The sequence below is a fragment of the Nisaea sp. genome (genome assembly GCF_965216895.1).
Classification (GTDB): Bacteria; Pseudomonadota; Alphaproteobacteria; order Thalassobaculales; family Thalassobaculaceae; genus Nisaea.
The window spans coordinates 3,883,990-3,907,462 of the sequence record NZ_OZ244205.1; the positions used below are offsets into that span (position 1 = coordinate 3,883,990).

Sequence of the window (23,473 nt, forward strand, 5' to 3'; positions counted from 1 at the left end):
ATGACAATGAACGTACGTTACCTAGAAAGGGTGGACGGATGGTTGACCGGATCACCGGATATACGTCCGGGGTGGTCGCGCCGACGACAGTGCGGACAAACCGCCCGGTCGTGGGAGAGGCGCTGAACCAGCGCGTCACGCCCCGCCGCGAGGAGCGGCGCCCGGGCGATGAAGGCTCCCGGCGGGACAAGAAGCATCCGGAAGACGAGAGCGTCGAGGTCCGCCTGTCGGGCGCCACGCCGGACACGCAGGCTTCCTATGCCGCCCGGGCCTATGGCGGCGGGACGCAGACCGCCACGCCGCAAAGCAGCGACGACGTCCTGATTTCCCGTTCCACCGCCGTCTTGCTGGCGGAAGACCTGAGCAGCCTGATCCGGCGGGCCGTCACCAATGTCGGGCTGGTGGTGCACGGCCTCATGCAGGTGCCGGACAATGCCGCGCATGACGTCGAGCGCCGGTTCCACATCGCCGCGCTCAGCGCGGTCCGCCCGGCGCGGGAGCGATATGTCCGCTTGGGAGGGGCGCCCGACCGGCTGCCGCTCGGGCTTGCCTTCAAGAACATCTCCGCACGATACGACGAGCTGCGCGGGGCGGCGGAGATTTCCATCGGCGAGGCGGAATTTCTCGATCGCATCGATTTCGGCGCTACCGGCGTGGTGTTCGACGTTCGCGGCGAGGCCGCGGTGCATGAGCCGAAACCCGGTGTTTTCGTCGATACCGGAGATCACGGCGCCCTCATTGCCAGCCGTATCATCGAGACCGTGCGCCGGGATCTGCCCCTGTTCGGCGGCAGCGACGATACGCAAGGCGCGACCGTCGTGATCCGGGCGGACAACAGCGATTTCAGCGATCATCGCTCTCCGGCGGAGTGGCTGGGGTTCGACCTGATCCTTCCTTTCCAAAAGACCTGATCCGTCCGGCCGCGAAAGGCGCCTTGCTGCTCCACAGGCGATCTGATAGGCCTGCTGCTGACCGTGCGGCGGGTGCGCGCCGCGCCCGAATTTCACCGAGAGCGCGGGCGGTGCCCGGCGAAAGGCGCAGACATGAAACCGACTTGCTTCCCGCATGCAGCGAGCGTCGCGAAGGCGGCGTTTATTCCGGCCGCCATTGCGGTTCTGGCCATCCTCGTCCAACCGGCCGCAGCGCAACAATCCAGTGCCGCGGCCAAGACTGTTCCGGCGGAGCAGGCGGCGATCGACCCGGCGACGACGGTCGTCGCCACGATCAACGGTGAGTCGGTCTATCTCGCCGAGATCCTGGCGCAGATCCAGCAGTTGCCACAGCAATATCAGCAGGCGCCGATGGAGCAGATCTACCCGCCGATGCTCGACCGCGCGATCGACGCGCGTCTCATCGCCAACGCGGCGCGGGAGGCCGGCCTGCAGGATCGCGACGACGTGAAGGCACGCGTCGCGCAGGCGGAAGCCGAGATCATTTCGGAAGTCTTCCTGACCGAGAAAGTGTCCGGACAGATGGACGAGGCGGCACTTCGCAAGCGCTATGAGGAGTCGCTCGCCGATTCAACGGAGCAGGGCGAGGAAGTGAAAGCGCGTCACATCCTTCTGACCACGGAAAGCGAAGCCCGCGAGGTGATCGCGGAACTGAAGAAGGGCGCCGACTTTGCCGAACTGGCGAAAGAGAAATCCACCGGCCCGTCCGGCAGCAATGGCGGCGATCTCGGATATTTCGCCAAGGACTCCATGGTCGCGCCCTTTTCGGAGGCCGCGTTCGCGCTGAAACCGGGCGAGACGACGGAGGATCCGGTCAAGACCCAGTTCGGCTGGCACGTGATCATGGTCGAAGACCGCCGTGCAATCGAGCCGCCGAGCTTCGAGCAGATGCAGCCCCAGATCGCGCAGGAAATGACACGCGAGATCCTTACTGAGACGGTTCAGGCGCTCCGCGAAGGCGTCGAGATCGAGCGCTTCGGGCCGGACGGCTCCAAACTCCAGTAACAGTCGCGTCGCAAGGGATCTTCGCGCCATGTCCGATCAGGTTTCACCGCTCGCGCCGGAGGGTTTTCCGGAGCTCCCCGCAATCGACGGCGTCCGGACCGCGGCGGTCATGGCCGGGGTCAAATACAGGAACCGCCCCGATGTCCTGGTGGCGGAACTGGCGGAAGGCACCACGGTTGCCGGAACGCTGACCCGGTCGACGACGCCGGGAGCTCCCGTTACCTGGTGCCGCGAGATCCTGTCGAAGGGCGCCGGGCGCGGGCTCGTGGTCAATGCCGGGAACGCGAATGTCTTCACCGGCGCGGCGGGGCACGCCGCGGTCCGGGAGACCGCGTCCGCGGCGGCGGCGATCCTGTCCTGCGCACCGGACGAGGTCTTCGTCGCCTCGACGGGCGTGATCGGCGAAATCCTGGCGCACGACAAGATCATCGCCAAGCTGCCGGAGGCGAAGGAAACGCTTCGGGCGGGTGCCTGGGATGCGGCGGCCACGGCGATCCGCACGACCGATACCTTTGCCAAGGGCGCGGGCGCGACAGCCGAGATCGGCGGCAAGACGGTGAAGATCGCCGGCATCGCCAAGGGCTCGGGGATGGTGCAGCCGAACATGGCGACCATGTTGAGTTTCGTCTTCACCGACGCGGCGATCCCGGCGGACATTCTGCAGGCCGTGCTGACACCGGTCGTCGACCGGACCTTCAACTCGATCACCGTCGACAGCGACACCTCGACCAGCGACACGCTGCTGCTGTTCGCAACCGGCAAGGCCGGCAATGCCGCCCCGTCCGCGGCGGACGATCCGGCGCTCGACGGTTTCAAGACTGCGCTGGAAGAGGTGCTGAAGGAACTTGCGCTGCTCGTGGTGCGTGACGGCGAAGGGGCGCAGAAGCTGATCGAGGTGCGGGTCACCGGCGCCGAGAGCGACCTCTCGGCGCGCAAGATCGCCCTCGCGATCGCCAACTCGCCGCTGGTCAAGACGGCGGTTGCGGGCGAGGACGCGAACTGGGGCCGTGTCGTGATGGCGGTCGGGAAGTCCGAGCAGCCGATCGACGTCTCGAAGATCCGCATCGGCTTCGGCGGGATCGATATCGCGGTCGGCGGCATGCGCGACCCGGATTACGACGAGGCGCCGGTCGCGGCGCATCTGAAGGGCCGTGAGGTCGGGATCGACGTTGATGTCGGGATCGGGGCCGGCAAATCCACGGTCTGGACCTGCGATCTCACGCACGGCTATATCAGCATCAACGCGGACTACCGCAGCTGAGGCCTGCTTCATGGAATCGGTGACAACGGACCGGCTGGCCTTCAGGGCGCCAGCCCTCTCGGACGGCGATGCGCTTTATGCGCAGATGAACGATTTCGACATCATCAAGTATCTGACCTCGGTTCCCTGGCCCTACAAGCGCGCGGATGCGGACGTCTACATAGAGCGCGCCCGCTCCGGCCGCGCCGAGGGCAAAGGGCATTACTTTCTGGTGATCGAAAGGGCGTCGGAGACCATTGTCGGCACGATCGATCTGCGTTTCGATCCCGAGAAGACGGCGCATTTCGGATACTGGTTCGCCAAACCGGCCTGGGGGCGCGGCTATGCCAGCGAGGCTCTCGCCGCGATACTGGATTTCGGTTTCTGCACGTTGGGGCTGGAGAACATCTGGGGCGCCGCGATGCCGGAGAACCCGGCCTCGATCCGGGTGATGGAGAAATGCGGGCTGAGGCACGCGGGCACGATCGAGGTGCCGAGGCCCAATTTCGGAGACAGGGTGAAGATGGTGAAGCTCGACATGCGGCGCGCGGATTGGCTGGCCCGTTCCGGCCAGGTGCAGGCATGAGCGACGGTTCGGCGAAGCCGGTTGTCTTCGTGGTCGCCGCGGCCCTGGTCGACGCGGACGGACGCGTGTTGCTGGCGCAGCGCCCTGAAGGCAAGTCGATGGCCGGCCTCTGGGAGTTTCCCGGCGGCAAGGTTGATTCCGGCGAGAGTCCGGAAGCTGCTCTGATCCGGGAACTGCAGGAAGAGCTCTCGATCGACACGAAGGAGAGTTGCCTGGCGCCCTTCACCTTCGCCTCGCACGCCTATGACGATTTCCACCTCATGATGCCGCTCTATCTCTGCCGGCGCTGGTGGGGCGACGTGCGGCCGCGCGAGGGGCAGGCGGTCAAATGGGTCCGGCCGATGCGTCTGGCCGACTACCCGATGCCGCCTGCCGACGTTCCGCTGGTGGCGATGCTGCGCGATTTCCTCTGAGGCGTCTCAGCCGCGGCCGACGAACGGCATCTTGGTCGCCATCACGGTCATGAACTGCACGTTCGCCTCGAGCGGCAGGCCTGCCATGTGGAGCACCGAGCTGGCGACATGGGCGACGTCCATCCGCGGCTCGATCTTCATCGACCCGTCGGCCTGCGGCACGCCTTCGCCTTCCACCATGCGCTCGGTCATCGGGGTGACGGCATTGCCGATATCGATCTGGCTGCAGACGATGTCGAAGGGCCGCCCGTCGAGCGAGATCGACTTGGTGAGACCGGTGATCGCGTGCTTGGTCGAGGTATAGGGGGCCGAATGCGGGCGCGGCGCGTGGGCCGAGATCGAGCCGTTATTGATGATCCGCCCGCCCTGCGGCGTCTGCTGCTTCATCATCTTCATGGCGCGCTGGGCGCAGAGGAACGAGCCGGTCAGGTTGACGTCGACGACGGCCTGCCACTGTTCGGTCGTCAGTTCGTCCATCGGGACCGCGGGCGTGCCCATACCGGCATTGTTGAACAGCACGTCCAGCCGCCCGAAGGTCTCTTTCACCGTGTCGAAAAGCGCGTCCGCCTCGGCCGCCTTGCCGACGTCGGTCGGCACCGCGAGCATGGCGCCGCCGCCGGTCTTTGCCATGGCAGCCGTCTCTTCAAGCGCGTCCAGCCGCCGGCCCGCGAGCGCCACGTTGTAACCCGCACCCTGCAGTGCCAAAGCGACGGCCCGGCCGACGCCCGATCCAGCGCCGGTCACGATTGCGGTCTTGCCGTTTCCCGACATTGTAGTCCTCCCCTCTGAATTCCGTTCGTGCCGGGGAGTGTGTCGTGCCGCCGCCATATTGGCACGCGGAAAATCGACACGAGAGCCGTTTCAGCTCGGATCGGGTTCGCGCTGGTCGCTCGGGACTTCCGGCAGGAAGGGACTGACCTGCAGCGTCGGGTCCTGCCTGATCCGCCCGGAGGTCGAGAGATCAGCCTCCCGGTAGAGCCGGTTACGGGTCTCGTCGATCTTTTTCGCGAGATAGCGGGCGTCCGCGTCCGTCATCTCCAGTCGCCGGTTCTGCAGTTCGGTCCATATATTGTGAATTTCCTCGATCGATTCCTTGTTCGCCGGCAGCTTGTCGAGCTGCTCCGAGGTCTGTTCTATCCACTCGATCGACTTGGTCCTGGTCGCCTGAGCTTCAAGGATCAGGACTGCCAGCCGATCGATGATATAGTTGGTCTGCTCCGTCGGCTGCTCTCGGCAATAGGGGATCAGCCGTTTCAGGTAGTCGAAATCCCGCTTCGTCAACTGGAACAACTTCTTGTCGAAGTAGGTGAATTCGAGATTCTCGACCGCCATCCCGCCTTCGATGCGGGCCAGGATGTTCACCGGCGCATTGCCGCCGGGAATCTTGGCGCAGTCCGCGTCGTTGAGCCCTTCGGGCGGTTGGTTCTCGTTGTCGTCCGTCCGGGCCTGACCGGATACGGGCAGCGGCTGAAGCGCCGCCGTCGCCAGTGCGACGAGCAGCGCGAACGGCGCCACGGCCTTCGGAAACGCGCACCGTTTCATTGGAACGTCACCCTTTCTGACACGCGGAATTGATTTCTGCACATGCTACCCATCACACTCGACTTGTCGCAGCTTCTTGCGGCCATGCAATCCCCATGCCCGGAGTGTTCCAATGAGCCTTCCCGCTTCCGTCACCGCCACCGAGCGGGTCTATGAGACATGGCGCGCCGAAAAGCCCGCGGCAACCGGGAAGCGCGGCGCGGTCGCTTCACAGAATGTCGAGGCGGCCGCCGTCGGACAGGCAATGCTGCAGGCTGGCGGGAATGCCATGGACGCGGCGATCGCCACCGCCTTCGCGCTCACCGTCGCCGAACCCTGGATGAGCGGCCTCGGCGGCGGCGGGTTCATCACGCTCTATTCGGCGAAGGAGAAGGCGGCCCGAGTCGTCGATTTCGCCATGAAATCGCCGAAAGGGCTCGATCCGGCGAGCTATCCGCTGGCCGAGGGTACCGGCGCCGACCTGTTCGGTTGGCCGGCGGTGGTCGGGGACCGCAATGTGAACGGGCCGCTTTCCATCGCCGTGCCGGGAACGGTCGCCGGATATGCGCTCGCGCTCGAGAAATACGGCAGCAAGAGCTTCTCCGAGGTCGTGACGCCGGCGGCGGCGCTGGCGCGGCGCGGGCACAGGGTCACCTGGTGGACGACGCTGATGTGCGGTGCCGACATGCCGGCGCTCCGGCAATATCCGAGCAGCGCGGAAATCTGGCTGCCGAACGGCTGTCCGCCGGCGATGAATGCCGACCCCGCACCGAAATTCATTCCGATGGGCAAGCTCGCCGAGACGCTCGAAGAACTGGCGCGGGACGGGGCGGACAGCTTCTATCGCGGCAAGATCGCGGAACGCATCGCGCGGGACGCGGCGCGCTTTGGCTCGACCCTCTCGACGGCGGATCTCGAAACCTACGAAGCGGAGATCCAGGAGCCGATCTCGATGACGAGGGGCGAGGCGACCTATCACGTTCCGGCAGGCCTGACCGCCGGGCCGAGTTTTGCCGACGCGCTGAAGGACCTGCCGGAATTCGCCGGAAAGGCCCCGGACGCGGCGACCTATGCGGCCTATGCGAAGACCCTGAAGGCCGCCTACGAGTACCGGATGGAGAATCTCGGCCATGCGGGCGACCACGGCGACCGCAGCTGCACCAGCCACATCGCGGCGGCGGATGCCGAGGGCAATATCGTGATGATCACGACGACCCTGCTTTCCCGTTTCGGCAGCCGCCTCCTGTTCCCGGAGACCGGGATCATGATGAATAACGGCATCAACTGGTTCGATCCGCGCCCGGGCCGGCCGAACTCGCTCAAGCCGGACACCAAACCGCTCTGCAACATGGTTCCGGCGGTGGTCACGCGGGACGGCAAGCCCTGGTTCGGCTTCGGCGCGTCCGGCGGACGCAAGATCATGCCGGCGGTTTTCCAGCTCTGCTCCTTCGTGAACGATTTCGGCATGGACCTCGCGGCCGCTCTGGACGTGCCGCGGGTCGATCTGGGTGCGATCGACACGATCTACGCGGATGCCCGTCTCGACGCGGCGACCATGACCGCGTTGCAGCAGGTGGCGCCGGTGGAAGGCTGGCCGCCGACGACTTATCCGATCATGTATGCCTGCCCGCTCGGCGCGATGGTCGGCCCGGGTGGTCCCTCCGCGGCGGCGCATCCGATGACGCCGCTCGCGGGCGCGCTTGCGGTCTAGGGCTCCAATCGCCACATCCCCTCCTCGAGGTGCATCCCGCACTTCCGTCGGAGACCGGGAAATGGCTGATCGCAAGGCACTGGCGCGCCTCAGGATCGCGGAGCGGCAGGGACTGAAGCTGGCCATCCTGTGCCGGACCGCGGCAGTCGCCGCCGGTATGGTCTGGCTGATCGTCGGCTGGAATCTTGCGGGGGCCAGTCCGAGCCCACTCTCGATGGCTGCGCTTGGATTGTTTGCCGCTATCGGGATCGCGAGCTACGCGGTGATCGGAACCCGCCATGAGCGCTGGTGGCTGAAATATGTACTCTATGCCGCCGATATCCTCGGAATCTGCGCCTTTTTCATCCTCATCCCGGTCAGTTATTCCGCGCCGGAACTGCCCCAGATCCTCGCCTTCCGGTCCTTCGGGATCTATTTCCTCTTCCCGATGGTCGCGATGGCCTCGCTGACATTGTCCTGGCGCCTGGTCGCCTGGTCGGGGCTGGTGGGCGTTGCCGGCTGGTGGAGCGCTTTCGGGATTGCCATCGCCGGCATGGAGCGGCGGTTGTCCTGGGGCGACCTGCCGGCCGAAGAGACGGCCGAACAATTTCTTTCGGTGTTCCTCTCGCCGGACTTCGTCGGTTACGGCAACCGGATCCAGGAGACCGGCCTGCTGCTGATCGCCTCGCTCATCCTCGCCCTTGCCGTGTTCCGCGCCCGCCGGGTCTTCCTGGCGCAGGTGACCGCGGAGATCGCCCGCGAACAGATGGTGCGGACCTTCGGCCGCTTTGTCCCTGAGACCATCGCCGAGCGGCTTGCCGCGGATCGCGGCGTGCTCAAGCCGCAGGTCCGTCACGGCGTGGCGCTGGTGCTCGATATACAGGATTTCACGGATTACGCCGACGGGCGCGATCCGGCGGACGTGATCAAGACGCTCGGCACGTTCCTTGCCGATGCCTCGGACGTGATCTCGGCCCGCGAGGGCGTGGTCATCAGCTTCACCGGCGATGGTTTGCTGGCTGCTTTCAACACGCCGCTTGAGATCAAGGATCCGGAACGGGCGGCACTCGACGCGGCCTCGAACCTGCTCGCGGCAGCGGAGGAGAACGGCTTCAGCGTCCGCATCGGGCTCGCCGCAGGGCCGATCGCGACAGGTCGGGTCGGTTCGGACCGCCGCCAGGCCTTCACGATCTACGGCGACACGGTGAACCGTGCGGCCCGCTTCGAGATGCTGGCCAAGGACCTTGGCGCGACGGTGCTCGCAGATGCCGGCATTGCCCGGAAATCGACGCCGGAAGACAGGCTGAAGCCGCTCGGCGAATATCGGGTCAGAGGCTTCGAAGCGCCGCTGCCTGTCTGGTCGAAGGAACTCGTCGCCCTGCCGGGAGCGCCGGACTAGAAGCCGGTCAGGCTTTCGCCGAGACCGGCGTTTCCGCTGCCGCCGCAAACGGTGCGCCGAACGCTTCCGTCGTGTAGCGGAAGACCCGGATGCCGTCGGACCAGTAATCCATCGGCAGGCCCGCCTTGCGTTTCAGGTTGCGGATGAAGTCCTCCGATTTCGGCAGGCTTTCCCAGACGCTCGGCAGGAAAAGGCCGCGCCTGTTGCCCTCCTGCAGGATCAGCCCGTCGACATCCGGCCGCGCCCTGGCGATCAGGTCCTTCTCGCCGTTGAAGGTGAGCGGGCGCGGGGTGGAGAGGATGGAAACGTGGATCTCCGCGCTCTGCAGCTCTTCCATCGTCAGTGGCGGGAAACGGGGATCGCCGAAGCCTGCCTTGTAGGCGTTGGTGATGACGTCGAGCAGCAAGGGCTGATGCGCGATCACGCTGCCGATGCAGCCGCGCAGCTTCCCGGCGACGTTCACCGTGACGAAGCTGGCCCGCATCGCCGTCAGGCTGGGCGAGAGGTTCTGGCCGAGCTGGGCTTCCGGCGGGCGCCCATTCTCGGCGCCGAAGCGGAGCGAGAAGCGCGCCGCCTCGATCAGCTGCTCGCGGTCGGAGGCCGGGAGGCGGGCGCTGCCGGCAAATTCCATCGCCGCCGCGCCGTAGCCGACCACCCGGTCCTTGCCGCCGCGCGTGTCGCCTGAGTTACGCGTGTCGAGCCCGGTGATCCGCAGGTCGTGCCGCCGCGCGAGGGTGAGGGCGCCGGCGATGGCGCGATGACCGCAGGCGCCCTTGCCGTCGATCTCTTCCAGCTTCAGCAGTTCGACGCGCCGCATGGTCTCGCGGTCGAGCTTGCGGGCACTGTCATAGTCGAGAAAATGCGAGAGGTCGGAGGAGACCGAGATGAGCGTCTCCGGCCCGCCCCAGACCGCGTCCAGAGCGCGCGCCACTTTCGCCGGCGTGGTCTCGCCGACGAGGATCGGCACGATCTCGAAATCGCCCAGCACCTGCTGCAGGAAGGGGACATGGACCTCAAGGCTGTGCTCGCCCTCGAATACCCGGTCGGAGATGTGGAAGTTTGGTTGGGTGAGCAGCTCGCGGAGCGCGTCCCAGGCGACCGGGACGGTGCCGAGCGGCGTCGCCCAGGCATCGGCGCTGGTGGTCGCGAGGCCGCGGAAACCGACGCGATGCGCGGGGCCGACGACGACCACGCGACGGATCGTCCCTTTGCGTTTGGCGAGCGGCTTGAAGGCGGTGCCGGCAATGGGGCCGGAGAAAACGTAGCCCGCATGAGGCGCGATCACGATCTTGGCCTCCGGCACCGGGGTGTCGGAGGCGGTCGTCAGGCAGTTGGCGACGATGTTCTCCAGCGCGTCCGGCCTGTCCGGATAGAAGGCGCCCGCGACATGCGGCGTCCGCACGTTACCGGCGATTTCGGTCATCTGTTCCATTCTTCGAATATAGGCATTGCCCGGCCCGAGCGGGAGAGCTAATGCACAAGCATGTACTGAGCCAGCAACAGGGTCGCCGGCATCGAGACGAAGGCGATCGCGGTCTGGATCGTCACGATCCCCGCCATCGCCGGCGCGTCGCCGTCCATGGCCCGGGCGAGCGTATAGGCGGAGGCCGCCGTCGGCGAGGCGCCGAACAGCATTGCGGCTAGGAACAGGTCCGGCTCCAGTCCGATGGCAAGCCCGGCAAGCGCGATTCCGGCCGGGAAGACCACCATCTTGCCGAAGACGGCGACGAAGGTGCTGCGAATCTCCGCCGCCATCGCCCTTATGCGGATATTCGCGCCGACGCAGAGCAGCACGATGGGCAGGGCCGCCGCGCCGAGGATCGTCGTCATCTTCGTCACCACCGGAATGGTCTCGAGCCCGAGACCGTTGCAGAGAAAACCGAGGCCGACGGCGATCAGCAGCGGGTTGCGCGCGAGATCCTTCAGCACCGCGGCGAAGAGATTGCCACCGTCCCGTTTCGCCAGCGTCACAGCCATGATGCTGACCACGGCGATGTTGGTCACCGGGATCAGCAGCGCCGTCACCAGCGTCGCCTTGCCCAGCACCTCGCCGCCAAACACCTGCTCGCCGACGGCGAGCGCGATGAAGGTGTTGTGCCGGGCGCAGCCTTGCAGGATCGAGGTCCAGAGCGGCTTTTCCGTGCGGAAGAGCGGCTGCACCAGGAGCGAAAATAGGATCGCCGCGCCGAAACCGGCATAGATCGCGATCGCCAGCTCGCCGAGTTCGCCGCCGGAAAAGTCGAGGGTCGCGATCTTGTTGAACAAGAGGCAGGGGAACAGCACCCAGTAGACCAGCTTGTCGTTCAGGTTCCAGAACTCGAAGCTCGGAATGCCGCCGCGGCGGAGCAGATGGCCGAGCACGATCAGCAGGAAGATCGGCGCGATGGGCAGGATCAGGGTGGCGAACAAGCGGGCCTCGAGAGTTTCGCGGGACGGGCGGGATCGGAGTATAGTCGGGCAGGAAGACGGGCGCGAACCCGCCGGGAGAGAGCTGGTGAACGAGACTGTGACGGATGCGGCGCCAAGCCTTGCCGAGAGCGCGCCGCCCGAACTAATCGGCAAGGGCCCGGTTGTCGAGACCGAATTCTGGAGCCTGCTCCCCGACGGGCGGGTGCAGTGCGAGCTCTGCCCGCGCTATTGCAAGCTGAAGGAGGGCGCGCGCGGGCTCTGCTTCGTGCGGGCGCGGCAGAATGACCGCATCGTGCTCACCACCTACGGCCGCTCCTCCGGTTTCTGCGTCGATCCGATCGAGAAGAAACCGCTCAATCATTTCCTGCCGGGCACGCCGGTGCTGTCCTTCGGGACGGCGGGCTGCAATCTCGCCTGCAATTTCTGCCAGAACCACGACATTTCGAAGAGCCGCGAGATGGACGCGATGCAGGCCGAGGCGCAGCCGGAAACCATCGCCCGTGCCGCCGCCAAGCTCGGCTGCCGCTCCGTCGCCTTCACCTATAACGATCCGATCATCTTCCACGAATATGCGGACGACGTCGCCATCGCCTGCCGGGAAGCGGGGGTGAAGAACGTGGCGGTGACGGCGGGCTACCTCACCGACAAGGCGCGCCCGGCCTTCTTCCGCCACATGGACGCTGCCAATGTCGACCTGAAGGCCTTTACGGAAGACTTCTACAGACAGGTCACCAAGAGCGAACTCGGCCCGGTGCTCGACACGCTGGTCTATCTCCGCGAGGAGACCGACATCTGGTTCGAGATCACCAACCTGATCATCCCGGGCGAGAACGACAGCGAGCGGGAGCTGGACGAGATGACCGGTTGGGTGGTCGAGAAGCTCGGCCCCGACGTGCCGATGCATTTCTCCGCCTTCCATCCCGACTACCGGATGCTGGACAAGGAACGCACGCCCTTCGATACGCTCGCCCGCGCGCGGCGGATCGCGCTCCGCAACGGGGTGCGTTACGCCTATACCGGCAATGTCCACGATCTCGGGCGGCAGAGCACCTATTGCAGCGGCTGCGGCGAGCGGGTGATCGGCCGCGACTGGTACGTGCTCTCGGACTGGAAGCTCGACGCGCGGGGGTGCTGCACAAGTTGCGGCACGAAGCTCGCCGGCGTGATCGAGGATAAGCCGGGCAGCTGGGGGCAGAAGCGCCTGCCGGTGGATATCGGGGCCTTCGCCTAACCGATCAGCTGGCGCGCGGTATCCGTCAGTTTCGCGAGGCTCGTCTCCAGCGTTTCGCCCGCCGTATCGACGCTCGCCTCGGCGCGGTCATAGAGCGGGGCGCGGGCCTCCAGGATGGCGCGGAGGTCGGTCATCGCCTCGCGGTTCTGTTCCATCGGCCGCATGTCGCCCTGCTCGACGACCCGCTGCATGTGCTCCTCCGGGCTCGCCTGCAGCCAGATCGTGTGCGCCCGGCGCAGCAGCATGGTGTAGGTCTCGGGATTGGCGACGATGCCGCCGCCGGTGGAGATCACCGCCTCGTCATGGTCGGAGAGGATCTGGTTCAGGCAGCGGTTTTCGTAGCGCCGGAAGGCCGGCTGGCCGGACAGCGACAGCAGTTCGCCGATACTGGCGCCGTAATCCTGTTCGATCACCCGGTTAAGTTCGATGAAGGGCACGCCGAGCTTTTCCGCGAGGGCGCGGCCGAGCGTGGTCTTGCCGGCACCGCGCAGGCCGATCAGGGCGATACGGCGGCCACGGGTGCTGCTACCGGCGAAGCGCCGTTCTAGCAGCCGGGCGGCTTCGGTGAGTTCGTCGCTGTCGAGCGGCGCGAGGAGGGAGAGCACTTCCGTCATGGCCGGGTCGGCCCCGCCGTGCGGGTCGGCGAGTTCCATCACGGCCATGTCCATCGCGTCGGCGATCTGGTGCAGTACGGCGACCGAGGGATTGCCGCGCCCGCTCTCGAGCTGGGCGAGATAGCGTTCGGACACGCCCGAATCGCGTGCGAGGATCTTGCGCGACATGCCGCGCCGGGCCCGGGCCGCGCGCACGCGGTCGCCGAGACGGGTGAGATAATCCTCGATCCCGAGGGCGCTGCGGCGCGGTGGAACTGTCTCGCTATGCTGTCTCTGCCTCATGGGCTGCGGATCGGCCTTTGCTCGTCACTCTCGGGCGTGTCACAAACGGATATTAACTGAATTATCATTCTTTGCTCCACGTCATAACATGAATTATAGTGCGTGTCTGATTTAGGTCACTTTATCGATCCGCGGACCAGGCAAGAAGGAGCGGTGCAGGCATGACGGTGAAAATTCTCGTTGCCACGCAAGGCGGTACGGCGGATCTCTGCGCGCAGGAAATCGTCGATACCCTGGCGGATCGCGGCATCGATGCCGAAACGACGCTGATGGGCGATTTCGGTCCGGAAGTGTTCGACGAGGGCGGGCAGTTCATCATCTGCACCTCGACCTACGGATATGGCGAGATCCCGGACAACGGCACGGATTTCTACGAAGCCCTGGTCGCCGGCAAGCCGGATCTGTCCCGCGTCAGCTTCGCGGTCTTCGGGCTCGGCGACATGACCTACGAGGACACCTTCAATTTCGCCGGCCAGAAGTTCGACGCGATCCTCGCCGAATGTGGCGCCGAGCGGATGATCGAACGGCATATCCACGACGCGAATTCCGGCAATCTTGCCGAGGACGAGGCGATCGAGTGGATCGAGGGCTGGATCTCCGCCATGGAGGCCAGGGCGGCCGCCTGATCTCCTCGGGCGGCATTCAAGAGTTTCAAGAAACGGAGCGCCGGGAAACGGCGCCCAGCATGTCATGGCCTCGAGGAAGGCCGAACCGGGAGGGACATATGGCGCAGGACGCCGGGGCGGCGCGTTTCTACAACGCGGCCGAGGATCTGATCGGCCGCAATCTGAGGGCCGGGCGCGGGAACAAGGTCGCCGTCATCGACGGCAGCGGCAGCCACACCTATCAGCAGCTCTCGGACCGGGTTGACCGGTTCGCCAATGCGCTCCGGGCCGCCGGCATCCGGCGCGAGCAGCGCGTTGTTCTCGCCCTGCACGACACGATCGATTTTCCGACCGCCTTTCTCGGCGCGATCAGGGCCGGGGTGATCCCGGTACCGGTGAATACCCGGCTCTCGCCGCGCGACTATGCCTTCATTCTCTCGGATTCCCGCGCCGAAGCCCTGTTCGTTTCCGCCAATCTGAAGGACGGCGTTCTGGCCGAGGCGAACGCTCCGCGCCATGTCGTCGTCTCGGGCGCCGATGCCGACGGGCAGATTTCCTTCGCCGACTTCCTCGCCACCCCCGGCGACGACACTGCACCGGCCGAGACGGTGCCGGACGACATGTGCTTCTGGCTCTATACCTCCGGCACGACGGGGATGCCGAAAGGTGCCGTGCACCTGCACTCGCACCTGATCGAGACGGCCGATCTCTATGCCATCCCGACTCTCGGGATCTCGGAGAGCGACACGGTCTATTCCGCCGCGAAATTGTTTTTCGCCTACGGACTTGGCAATGCATTGACCTTTCCCTTCGCCGTCGGGGCGACGACGATCCTGCTCGAAGGACCGCCGGACCCGGCCTCGGTCTCGCGCATCCTGCGGGAGCGCAAGCCGACCATCTTCTTCGGCGTCCCGACGCTTTACGGCATGCTGCTGGCCTCCAATGACCTGCCAGGGCAGGGCGAACATGCGCTGCGGCTCTGCGTGTCGGCGGGAGAGGCGTTGCCGGAGGAATTGCTGAACCGCTGGCGCAAGCGTGTCGGGCCGGAGATTCTCGACGGGCTCGGCAGCACCGAGATGCTGCACATCTTCCTCTCGAACCGGATCGGCGAGGTTTATCCGGGAAGCTCGGGCAAGGCGGTGCCGGGATACGAACTCCGGCTTGTCAATGACGAGGGCGGGCTCTGCAAACCAGGCGAATTGGGGATTCTGGAGGTCGCTGGACCGACCTCGGCGATCATGTACTGGAACCAGCGCGCCAAGAGCGTCGATACCTTCCGCGGACCCTGGACGCGGACCGGCGACAAGTATGTCGCGGACAAGAACGGCGTCTATACCTATTGCGGCCGCAATGACGACATGATGAAGGTCGGCGGGATCTACGTGTCGCCCTTCGAGGTCGAGGGGGCGCTGCTCAAGCACGAAGCGGTACTGGAAGCGGCTGTTGTCGGCCATCCCGACCATGACGGCCTGATCAAGCCAAAGGCCTTCGTGGTGCTGGCCGAAGGGGTGGTCGCAAGCGATTCCCTGGCGGAAAGCCTGACAGCCTTCGTGAAGGCCGATCTGGCAGCCTACAAGTATCCGCGATGGATCATCTTTACCGATACCCTGCCGAAGACGGCGACGGGAAAGATCCAGCGCTTCAAGCTCCGGGAAACCGCCTGATCCGGCGGTTCCCCGGGCCGGTGTCCCAGGTCAGTGCTTCGGAGCGACCTTGACGGTCGGCTCGAAGCTGACTTTTTTCTGCATTGCGGCATGCAGGTCGAACAGTGTCGCGATCCCGCGGCCAACGGCCTTCAGGGCATTGTGGACAGCCTTGGACCGTTCGGCCCGGCCGGCGGCCATGTACCGTTCGATTTCGAGTGGATCGATGGATTGGCGTAGAATAATTGGGCTCTTCGCAGTCATCTCTGTGCTCCTATCTAAAGGCGCCCGGATTATTGTTCCTGCTTGGCTTCTGCGTTTCCCACGATCGGAAACTATCCGATGCGGCTCCCGGCATCCATATTGCGTTGCAGCAAATGTGGCATGCAAAATCGGAATGTTTCAGGTATAAAGCATTCTTGATTCGCATGGGTGCTCGAGGCGTTATCGACACCTAGCAACTGCAGTCCGGGCAGCGTCCGTTTATTGCGAGCCGGCTCATGTTTTCGCGCCATTCGAAGTGTTTCCGGACGTGTGCGACAAGACCGGAGAATGCCGCCCAGAATGCATCGGAGCGCTCGCGCTTGCCGGCGGCAATACCGGCGGCGATTTCGGCGTCAGTCGGAGTTCTTAGCTGGGATCGGGTCATCTCTCATCTCCATGAACCGGTGATGATGCGAAGATAATCGTTCCTTTGGCGAAGTGAATTAACGAATTAATCATCAAATTAATTCCTAAACGGACGCAATAAATTCGGAAAGAGAATTTTTCTGGCGGTGCAGGCGTTGTGTCACGGAACAATTGGTCAGTTCATTCCTGAAATGCGAACAGTCGTTGCGCGACGGAATTCGCCATGGCGGACCGCCATTGCGTGATGGAACGAATTCCGGACGGCGATCGGCCGCATTGCAGCCATCCGGAGGTGCGTTTTGCATCGACAAGATGCACCAAAAGCCCTAAGAACCGCCGCACTGTTCGGCCGGTGAGGCTTCCCGCACCGGCAGGACCACTCGGGCCGGCATGGCTTCCTGTGCCGGCAGGAACAGAAAAGGAGCTCATTCATGAGCACTTCCGAACGCGCCCTGTTCAGCCGCGCCGGCTTGATAGCGGGCATGAGCGCCATGGGCATCGTCGTCCTGGTCTCCAATATCGCGGTCAACTATCCGATCAATGACTGGCTGACCTGGGGCGCGCTGACCTACCCGATCGCCTTTCTGGTCACCGACCTCGTGAACCGCGTCTTCGGTCCGGGGCCTGCCCGCAGCGTCGTCTATACCGGGTTCGCGCTCGGCGTTGCCCTGTCGCTCTGGTTCGCCGACCAACGCATCGCGCTCGCCTCCGGCACCGCCTTCCTGACCGCGCAGCTGCTCGACATCTGGGTGTTCGACAAATTGCGGCGGCAGAGCTGGTGGAAGGCGCCGCTGATTTCCTCGCTGCTGTCGTCCGCACTCGATACCGCGCTGTTCTTCTCGCTCGCCTTCTATGCGACCGGGCTCCCCTGGGTGACATGGGCGGTCGGCGATTACGGTGCGAAGCTTGCCATGGCGGCCGTGTTGCTGGCGCCGTTCCGCGCCTTCATCGCCGTCCTGCCGCAGCGTTTCCAGCGGGACGAGCCGGCTGCGGATGCCGCCGGGTAACGGGGGCCATGCACGTCGATCTTTTCGATTACGCGTTGCCGCAGCATTTCATCGCGACCCGCCCCGCAGAGCCGCGGGACAGTGCGCGGCTGCTCGACCTTTCGGGCGACGGGATCGCCGATCGTTCGGTCGCCGACTTCCCGGACCTGCTGCGGCCGGGCGACATTCTCGTCTACAACGACACCCGCGTGATCCCGGCCCGGTTGGTCGGCCGCCGTGGGGAAGCACGGATCGAGGCGACACTGCACAAGGCGGAACTGGACGGCTCCTGGGCCGCCTTCGTACGCCCGGCGAAGCGCTGTCGCGTTGGTGACAAGGTCCTCTTCGAAGGGGAGCTGGATGCCGAGGTGATCGAGAAGCGCGACGGCGGCGAGACCGTCTTCCGCTTCCCCGAGACCGGTGCCGCGCTGATCGAGACCCTGAAACGGGTCGGCTCCATGCCCTTGCCGCCCTACATCAAGCGGGACGAGGAGGAGAGCGTCGACGACGATGCCTCCTATCAGACCATGTTCGCCGCCCGCGATGGCGCGGTCGCGGCCCCGACCGCCGGACTGCATTTCACCGACCGGCTGATCCGGCGGATCGACGCCGCCGGTGTCGAGCGTTGTTCCCTGACCCTGCATGTCGGTGCCGGTACCTTCATGCCGGTGAAGGTAGAGGATACCGACGATCACAAGATGCATTTCGAGTGGGGCGAGATCTCCGCCGAGGCGGCGGAGCGGATCAACCGGGCGCGCGCCGCGGGCGGCCGCGTGATCGCCGTCGGTACCACCAGTCTCCGCCTGCTCGAAAGCGCGGCGCGGGAAGACGGGACGCTCCCGGCCTTTTCCGGCGAGACCGGCCTCTTCATCACTCCGGGTTACCGCTTCAAGATCGTCGACATGCTGCTGACCAACTTCCACCTGCCGAAATCGACCTTGCTGATGCTGGTCTCGGCGCTGGCCGGGCGGGAGCGGATCCTCGATGCCTACGAACATGCCAAGGAGGCGGGGTACCGCTTCTTCTCCTACGGCGATGCCTGTCTTCTGAAACGCACGGACGGCGCGACATGACACTCGGATACGAGCTTATCACCAAGGACGGGCGGGCGCGGCGCGGGCGCCTGACGACGGCGCATGGCACGATCGAGACGCCGGCCTTCATGCCGGTAGGGACCGCCGCGACCGTCAAGTGCATGCTGCCGGACTCGGTGAAGGCGACGGGGGCGGAGATCCTGCTCGGTAACACCTACCACCTGATGCTGCGCCCGGGCGCGGAGCGGGTGGAAAGGCTGGGCGGGCTGCACAAGTTCATGAACTGGGACGGGCCGATCCTGACGGATTCCGGCGGTTTCCAGGTCATGTCGCTTTCCAAGCTGCGCAAGATCACCGAGCAGGGCGTCACCTTCCAGAGCCATGTCGACGGCAAGTCGCACGAGCTGACGCCGGAAAGTTCGATGAAGATCCAGCACCAGCTCGATGCCAACATCACCATGTGCTTCGACGAATGCACGCCCTACCCGGTGGAGAAGGCGGAGTCGGCGGACTCGATGCGGCTCTCGATGCGCTGGGCGCAGCGCTCCCGCGATGCCTTTGTCGACCGGGACGGCTACGGCCTGTTCGGCATTGTCCAGGGAAGCGTCTTCGAAGACCTGCGCCACGAATCCATCGAGGCGCTGACGAATATCGGCTTCGACGGCTACGCGGTCGGCGGGCTCGCGGTCGGCGAGGGTCAGGAGATGATGTTCTCCACCCTCGACTTCACCACGCCGTCGATGCCCGAGGACAAGCCGCGCTACCTCATGGGAGTCGGCAAACCGGACGATCTTGTCGGTGCGGTCGAGCGCGGCATCGACATGTTCGACTGCGTGCTGCCGACCCGCTGCGGGCGCACCGGACAGGCCTTCACACGGCGCGGCACGGTGAATATCCGCAACGCCCGTCACGCCGAGGATCCGCGCCCACTCGACCCGGGATGCTCCTGCCCCTGCTGCAAGGGTTATTCCCGGGCCTACCTGCACCATCTCTTCAAGGCAGGCGAGGTCTTGGGCCTGATGCTTCTGACATGGCACAATCTCGCCTACTTCCAGGAAGTGATGGCCGGGCTCCGCTCCGCCATCGAGGCCGGAAGGCTGGAGGATCACGCGGCCGCCTTCCGGGCCGAACAGGCACTGGGCGATATCGAGCCTCTCTGACGGAGCGCGTATGGAGCCGGAACAGCGGATCAAGGACGAGGCGATTGCCATCGGGTTTTCCGCGGTCGGCATCACCCGCGCCGAGGTCGGGACGCGCGAACAGGAGCGTCTGCGCGAGTTCATCTCCAAGGGTGAACACGGCGACATGGGATGGATGGAAACCCATCTCGAGCGCCGCATCGCGCCAAAGGCGATCTGGCAGGAGGCGCGCTCGGTCGTCGTGCTGACGCAGAATTACGGCCCTGATCACGACCCGATGGAAAACCTCGCCGCGGCCGACCGGGCCAATATTTCCGTCTATGCCCGCAACAAGGACTATCACGACCTGATCAAGAAGCGCCTGAAGCGGCTCGCCCGCTGGATGGTCGAGCAGTATGGCTGCGAGGTAAAGGTCTTCGTCGATACCGCGCCGGTTCTGGAAAAGCCGCTCGCCGCCAATGCTGGGCTCGGCTGGCAGGGCAAGCACACCAACATGGTCTCGCGCGAGCACGGCTCCTGGGTCTTTCTCGGGGAGGTCTTCACCGACATGGCGCTGGCGCCGGACGCTCCCGAGAGCGATCATTGCGGCAACTGCACCCGCTGTCTCGAGATCTGCCCGACCGATGCCTTCCCGCGTCCCTATGCACTCGACGCGCGGCGCTGCATCTCCTATCTGACGATCGAGCACAAGGGCCACATCCCGGAGGAGCTCCGGGAAGCGATGGGCAACCGGATCTATGGCTGCGACGATTGTCTCGCGGTCTGTCCCTGGAACAAGTTCGCGGAAGCATCGTCGGAAGCCGCTCTCGCTGCCCGTCACGATCTGGCACTGCCACCGCTCGCGGAGTTTCTCGGTCTCGATGACACAGCATTCCGAGCGAGATTCAGCGGTTCGCCGGTCAAGCGGATCGGCCGCGACCGTTTCCTGCGGAACGTGCTGATCGCCTGCGGGAACAGCGGAGACGTCTCCCTGCTTCCGGATATCGAAGCGCTGATGCACGACGGGGCGCCGATCGTTCGCGCGATGGCGGTCTGGGCGTCCGGGCGTCTGATGGAGCCACGAGCGTTCCACGCCCTCGGGGAGAAGATGCGCGGCAGTGAAGAGGATCCGGCTGTGCTTCGGGAGTGGGAGACGCGGACGTCTCGTCCCTAGTCGGGGGCGAGGAGACGGAAGTTGTTGCGAAGAGGCGTCCGTGTCACCAGTTCGGGAACATCGCGAGGAACACCTGGTCGGCGTTGCGGCGCTCGTTTTCCGCGATCGGCATGAGCACTTTCGTCGCGGTACGGTATTTCTTCTGATAGATCCGCACGCTGTCGATCGACGGCGTGGCGGCCGCGCGGATCTCCTCCAGCTCTTCCAGGAAGGTCGATCCGAACGACCGGTCGACGTCCGACGCCCATCGCCCGGTCCAGTCCTGCCCGGTCATATCGGTGATGAGGGTGCCTTCGAGCCTGTTGATGAAATCGCTGCGCGCAGGGACATACTCGTAGATGCTGATATGGCCCAGCCATTTCTGTAGGGCATCGGGGCTGAATGCGATCCGGTCCGGGACGAGGTTGTTCCGGCGGCTCGAATACCAGTAGGCGAGGAGACTGATCGCGCTGGAGTTTATCTGCTCGTGAAGAGTCCTGGAGGCGGTCTCTAGAAAGGCGGTGTTCAACATGCTGGCTCTGCCTTTCCAAAGTGGCCCCGGACAGGAGATGGAGGCCTCGGCAATCGGACGGTTCAAGCGCCACTCTGCGCGGTCGTTTTCCTCATGCGCGAGCATTTTGATGGACAGCCCGCTTGATGGACAGCCCGCTTGATGGACAGCCCGCCGTTCGAACCCCGTTTTAGGGGCGTTTTGCTAAAATATTATTAACTTGCCCGATCAGCGGTATCTCGGGGGATGGTGGCGCGACGCTGCCGTCGGGGCTAGTGTTCCGGAATCCGAAATCTGCGTTTGTCCGTGTGATGTCTCCTGAAGAATTCCGCCGCCACGCCCACAGCTTTGTCGACTGGATGGCCGACTACATGGAATCGGTCGAGCAGTACCCCGTCCGGGCGCAGACCGCGCCGGGCGAAGTTGCGGCCACGCTTCCCGACGCCCCTCCCGAAGACGGCGAGGCGATGGAGCGAATCTTCGAGGATTTCAAAGCCGACGTGGTTCCCGGAATCACGCACTGGCAGCATCCGCGCTTTTTTGCCTATTTCCCCGCCAACAGCTCGCCGCCATCGGTGCTGGCGGAAATGCTGACCGCGACCCTCGGGGCGCAATGCATGCTCTGGCAGACCAGTCCTGCCGCGACCGAGATGGAAACCAGGGTTCTTGACTGGCTCAGGCAGATGACCGGGCTGCCGGGCGGGCTCACCGGTGTGATCCAGGACTCGGCCTCTGGAGCCATTCTTTGCGCGCTGCTGACAGCGCGGGAACGCGCGACGGACTGGCAAGCGAACGAAAAGGGGCTTGCGACGCAGCCGCTTCTGACGGTCTACACGTCGAACCAGACTCACTCCGCGACCGAAAAGAACGTGAAAATCATCGGCCTCGGACGGGAGAATCTCCGGTCGATCGATGTCGACGAGAATTTCTCGCTTCGCCCGGATCTGCTGGAAGCGCAGATCGAGGCCGATATCGCAGCAGGTTGCGTGCCGATCTGCGTGGTCGCGTCCATCGGCGCGACGGGCGTCGGTGCGATAGATCCCCTGCGCGCGATCGGAGAGATTTGCGAGCGACACGGGATCTTCCTGCATGTCGACGCGGCCTGGGCGGGTACCGCCTGGATCTTGCCCGAACAGCGCTGGATGCTGGATGGAATCGAGTATGCCGACAGCTTGGTCTTCAATCCGCACAAATGGATGCTGACCAATTTCGATTGCTCGGCGCATTTCGTGAAGGATCCGGATGCGTTGGTCCGCACGCTGTCGATATTGCCGGAGTTCCTGAAAAGCCGGGAGCAGGGCCAGGTCATCGACTACCGCGACTGGAGCGTGCCGCTCGGCCGACGGTTCCGGGCTCTGAAGCTCTGGATGGTGATCCGCTCCTACGGCGCCAGCGGATTGCGCGAGATCGTCAGGCGGCACATCGAACTTGCCGCCGAACTGGAGGGATGGATTTCCACCGAGCCCGATTTCGAGATTGTCGCGCCGCGTTCTCTCGCATTGATCAATTTCCGCTACCGGCCGGATCGCATGGCGGAAGGCGAGGAGCTTGATCGTCTGAATGCGACGCTGCTGCAGCGGATCAACGACGACGGTCGGATTTATCTCACGCAGAACAGGGTACGGGGCAGGGCCGCGATCCGCTTCTCCATCGGTCAGACCAATACGGAGCGCCGTCATGTGGCGGAAGGATGGGACGTCGTCAAGGAAATCGCCCGCAATCTGCGTTGCTGAAACAGGGAGCCAAGACTGATGGCATTGTACGGAACCGGCATGCTGATGACCTTCACCGAGGTCTCTCCGGAAGACGAGGCGGAGTTCAACGAGTGGTACAATCGCGAGCATATCGACGAGCGGGTCTGGATGCCGGGGTTCCATCGGGCGCGGCGCTATGTGGCGGTCGATCCCGATGCGCGGGTGAAGTATTTCGCCAGTTACGAAACCGGCAAGGTCGCTGATCTCGCGGATCCCGACTACATGGCGCGGCTGGCGGAGCAGACCGCCTGGAGCCAGAAGGTCATGGCGGGTTTCACCAAGTTCGATCGCCTGACCGCTTCGATCACCGTGGACAAGACGCACGGCTTCAGCGGCTGGCTCGGCGTGACCCGGTTCTTTCCGGACACCTTGCTGATGGACCGGCTCCGCGGTGTGCTGGAAGAGGAGGTGCTGCCATCGCTCGGCGCGCGCCCGGAAATGCTGGGCGGATGTCTCGCGGAGAACGATATCGAGGTTTCCAATGCAGGCTTGAAGGCGCAGGGCAAGCCGATACCGCCCGGGCAGACTCCTGAATGGGTGGTTCTGCTCGACGGGGCCACCGAAGCGGCGGTGCGCGATGCGAACGAACGATTGTCCGAAATTCTCGGCGAGGCCGGGATTTCCGCACCGGGCCTCGATCAGACCGTCTACAGTTTTCTCTTTGGGAACAACCGTTAAGCAGAGGGTGTCTTTGCTTGA

Annotated in this window: 23 protein-coding genes; 16 read left to right on the plus strand and 7 right to left on the minus strand. The window is 64.8% G+C overall.

The genetic code is table 11. The annotated features are described in order from the left end of the window. Positions 1-38: 38 nt before the first annotated feature. From ACOOE1_RS18490 to ACOOE1_RS18510, 5 genes are all read left to right on the plus strand, one after another. Positions 39-911, plus strand: a complete 873-nt coding sequence (locus tag ACOOE1_RS18490) for a hypothetical protein (protein ID WP_420403681.1) — start codon at positions 39-41, stop codon at positions 909-911. Between the two features lie 132 nt (positions 912-1,043). Beyond that, entirely contained in the window at positions 1,044-1,955 is a 912-nt protein-coding gene (locus ACOOE1_RS18495) for a peptidylprolyl isomerase (RefSeq protein WP_420403682.1), read from the plus strand. A 28-nt stretch (positions 1,956-1,983) separates the two neighbouring features. Next, on the plus strand, positions 1,984-3,216 hold the full coding sequence (argJ, locus tag ACOOE1_RS18500; protein ID WP_420403683.1) for a bifunctional glutamate N-acetyltransferase/amino-acid acetyltransferase ArgJ: 1,233 nt from the start codon (positions 1,984-1,986) through the stop codon (positions 3,214-3,216). Between the two features lie 10 nt (positions 3,217-3,226). Further along, positions 3,227-3,781 (plus strand): GNAT family N-acetyltransferase, encoded by a 555-nt coding sequence (locus ACOOE1_RS18505; protein WP_420403684.1) that lies wholly within the window; start codon positions 3,227-3,229, stop codon positions 3,779-3,781. After that, a complete protein-coding gene (locus ACOOE1_RS18510) occupies positions 3,778-4,194 on the plus strand; it encodes a (deoxy)nucleoside triphosphate pyrophosphohydrolase (RefSeq protein WP_420403685.1) in 417 nt (138 codons plus the stop codon). The genes ACOOE1_RS18505 and ACOOE1_RS18510 overlap by 4 nt, the downstream gene beginning before the upstream one ends. A gap of 6 nt (positions 4,195-4,200) precedes the next feature. On the opposite strand, the gene ACOOE1_RS18515 is transcribed toward ACOOE1_RS18510, so the two are convergent. Then, positions 4,201-4,965: an SDR family oxidoreductase gene (locus ACOOE1_RS18515; protein WP_420403686.1), complete on the minus strand. Its 765-nt coding sequence runs from the start codon at positions 4,963-4,965 to the stop codon at positions 4,201-4,203. Positions 4,966-5,055: 90 nt separating this feature from the next. Then, positions 5,056-5,736 carry a hypothetical protein gene (locus ACOOE1_RS18520; protein WP_420403687.1) on the minus strand — a complete coding sequence of 227 codons (681 nt, stop codon included), beginning with the start codon at positions 5,734-5,736 and terminating at the stop codon, positions 5,056-5,058. A 112-nt stretch (positions 5,737-5,848) separates the two neighbouring features. On the opposite strand from ACOOE1_RS18520, the gene ACOOE1_RS18525 reads away from it, so the two are divergent. Together ACOOE1_RS18525 and ACOOE1_RS18530 are read left to right on the plus strand one after the other, a co-directional pair. Further along, positions 5,849-7,426: a gamma-glutamyltransferase gene (locus ACOOE1_RS18525; protein ID WP_420403688.1), complete on the plus strand. Its 1,578-nt coding sequence runs from the start codon at positions 5,849-5,851 to the stop codon at positions 7,424-7,426. A gap of 61 nt (positions 7,427-7,487) precedes the next feature. Next, entirely contained in the window at positions 7,488-8,804 is a 1,317-nt protein-coding gene (locus ACOOE1_RS18530) for an adenylate/guanylate cyclase domain-containing protein (RefSeq protein WP_420403689.1), read from the plus strand. Between the two features lie 7 nt (positions 8,805-8,811). Here ACOOE1_RS18530 and amrB read toward each other — a convergent pair whose 3' ends face one another. After that, the gene (gene amrB, locus ACOOE1_RS18535; protein WP_420403690.1) at positions 8,812-10,227 is read right to left on the minus strand and encodes an AmmeMemoRadiSam system protein B; all 1,416 of its coding nucleotides are present in this window, start codon (positions 10,225-10,227) and stop codon (positions 8,812-8,814) included. A 47-nt stretch (positions 10,228-10,274) separates the two neighbouring features. Continuing rightward, complete coding sequence (locus ACOOE1_RS18540) at positions 10,275-11,213, minus strand: AEC family transporter (RefSeq protein ID WP_420403691.1); 939 nt, start codon at positions 11,211-11,213, stop codon at positions 10,275-10,277. An 85-nt stretch (positions 11,214-11,298) separates the two neighbouring features. Between ACOOE1_RS18540 and amrS the strand changes: the two genes are divergently transcribed. Further along, positions 11,299-12,444 carry an AmmeMemoRadiSam system radical SAM enzyme gene (gene amrS / locus ACOOE1_RS18545; protein ID WP_420403692.1) on the plus strand — a complete coding sequence of 382 codons (1,146 nt, stop codon included), beginning with the start codon at positions 11,299-11,301 and terminating at the stop codon, positions 12,442-12,444. Here the strand turns inward: amrS and ACOOE1_RS18550 are convergent. Next, the gene (locus ACOOE1_RS18550; RefSeq protein ID WP_420403693.1) at positions 12,441-13,340 is read right to left on the minus strand and encodes a helix-turn-helix transcriptional regulator; all 900 of its coding nucleotides are present in this window, start codon (positions 13,338-13,340) and stop codon (positions 12,441-12,443) included. The two genes, amrS and ACOOE1_RS18550, sit on opposite strands and share 4 nt — an antisense overlap. Positions 13,341-13,501: 161 nt before the next feature. Here ACOOE1_RS18550 and ACOOE1_RS18555 point away from each other — a divergent pair, with 161 nt between their 5' ends. Beyond that, the gene (locus ACOOE1_RS18555; protein ID WP_420403694.1) at positions 13,502-13,966 is read left to right on the plus strand and encodes a flavodoxin domain-containing protein; all 465 of its coding nucleotides are present in this window, start codon (positions 13,502-13,504) and stop codon (positions 13,964-13,966) included. A 98-nt stretch (positions 13,967-14,064) separates the two neighbouring features. Next, positions 14,065-15,609 carry a benzoate-CoA ligase family protein gene (locus ACOOE1_RS18560; RefSeq protein WP_420403695.1) on the plus strand — a complete coding sequence of 515 codons (1,545 nt, stop codon included), beginning with the start codon at positions 14,065-14,067 and terminating at the stop codon, positions 15,607-15,609. A gap of 30 nt (positions 15,610-15,639) precedes the next feature. Here the strand turns inward: ACOOE1_RS18560 and ACOOE1_RS18565 are convergent, their stop codons facing one another. Next, positions 15,640-15,852 (minus strand): RSP_7527 family protein, encoded by a 213-nt coding sequence (locus ACOOE1_RS18565; RefSeq protein WP_420403696.1) that lies wholly within the window; start codon positions 15,850-15,852, stop codon positions 15,640-15,642. Positions 15,853-16,649: 797 nt separating this feature from the next. Here ACOOE1_RS18565 and ACOOE1_RS18570 point away from each other — a divergent pair. Genes ACOOE1_RS18570 through queG form a run of 4 tightly spaced genes read left to right on the plus strand, consistent with a single transcriptional unit; the run spans position 16,650 to position 20,530 of the window. Then, positions 16,650-17,225 (plus strand): queuosine precursor transporter, encoded by a 576-nt coding sequence (locus ACOOE1_RS18570; protein WP_420403697.1) that lies wholly within the window; start codon positions 16,650-16,652, stop codon positions 17,223-17,225. A gap of 8 nt (positions 17,226-17,233) precedes the next feature. After that, a complete protein-coding gene (queA, locus tag ACOOE1_RS18575) occupies positions 17,234-18,277 on the plus strand; it encodes a tRNA preQ1(34) S-adenosylmethionine ribosyltransferase-isomerase QueA (protein WP_420403698.1) in 1,044 nt (347 codons plus the stop codon). Then, positions 18,274-19,398 (plus strand): tRNA guanosine(34) transglycosylase Tgt, encoded by a 1,125-nt coding sequence (tgt, locus tag ACOOE1_RS18580; RefSeq protein WP_420403699.1) that lies wholly within the window; start codon positions 18,274-18,276, stop codon positions 19,396-19,398. The genes queA and tgt overlap by 4 nt, the downstream gene beginning before the upstream one ends. 10 nt (positions 19,399-19,408) lie before the next feature. After that, positions 19,409-20,530 (plus strand): tRNA epoxyqueuosine(34) reductase QueG, encoded by a 1,122-nt coding sequence (queG, locus tag ACOOE1_RS18585; protein WP_420403700.1) that lies wholly within the window; start codon positions 19,409-19,411, stop codon positions 20,528-20,530. A 43-nt stretch (positions 20,531-20,573) separates the two neighbouring features. Here queG and ACOOE1_RS18590 read toward each other — a convergent pair whose 3' ends face one another. Then, the gene (locus tag ACOOE1_RS18590; RefSeq protein ID WP_420403701.1) at positions 20,574-21,041 is read right to left on the minus strand and encodes a PAS domain-containing protein; all 468 of its coding nucleotides are present in this window, start codon (positions 21,039-21,041) and stop codon (positions 20,574-20,576) included. A gap of 290 nt (positions 21,042-21,331) precedes the next feature. On the opposite strand from ACOOE1_RS18590, the gene ACOOE1_RS18595 reads away from it, so the two are divergent. Next, a complete protein-coding gene (locus ACOOE1_RS18595) occupies positions 21,332-22,753 on the plus strand; it encodes a pyridoxal phosphate-dependent decarboxylase family protein (RefSeq protein WP_420403702.1) in 1,422 nt (473 codons plus the stop codon). A gap of 18 nt (positions 22,754-22,771) precedes the next feature. Next, positions 22,772-23,452, plus strand: coding sequence for a hypothetical protein (locus ACOOE1_RS18600; RefSeq protein WP_420403703.1), 681 nt, complete (start codon positions 22,772-22,774; stop codon positions 23,450-23,452). Positions 23,453-23,473 lie beyond the last annotated feature (21 nt).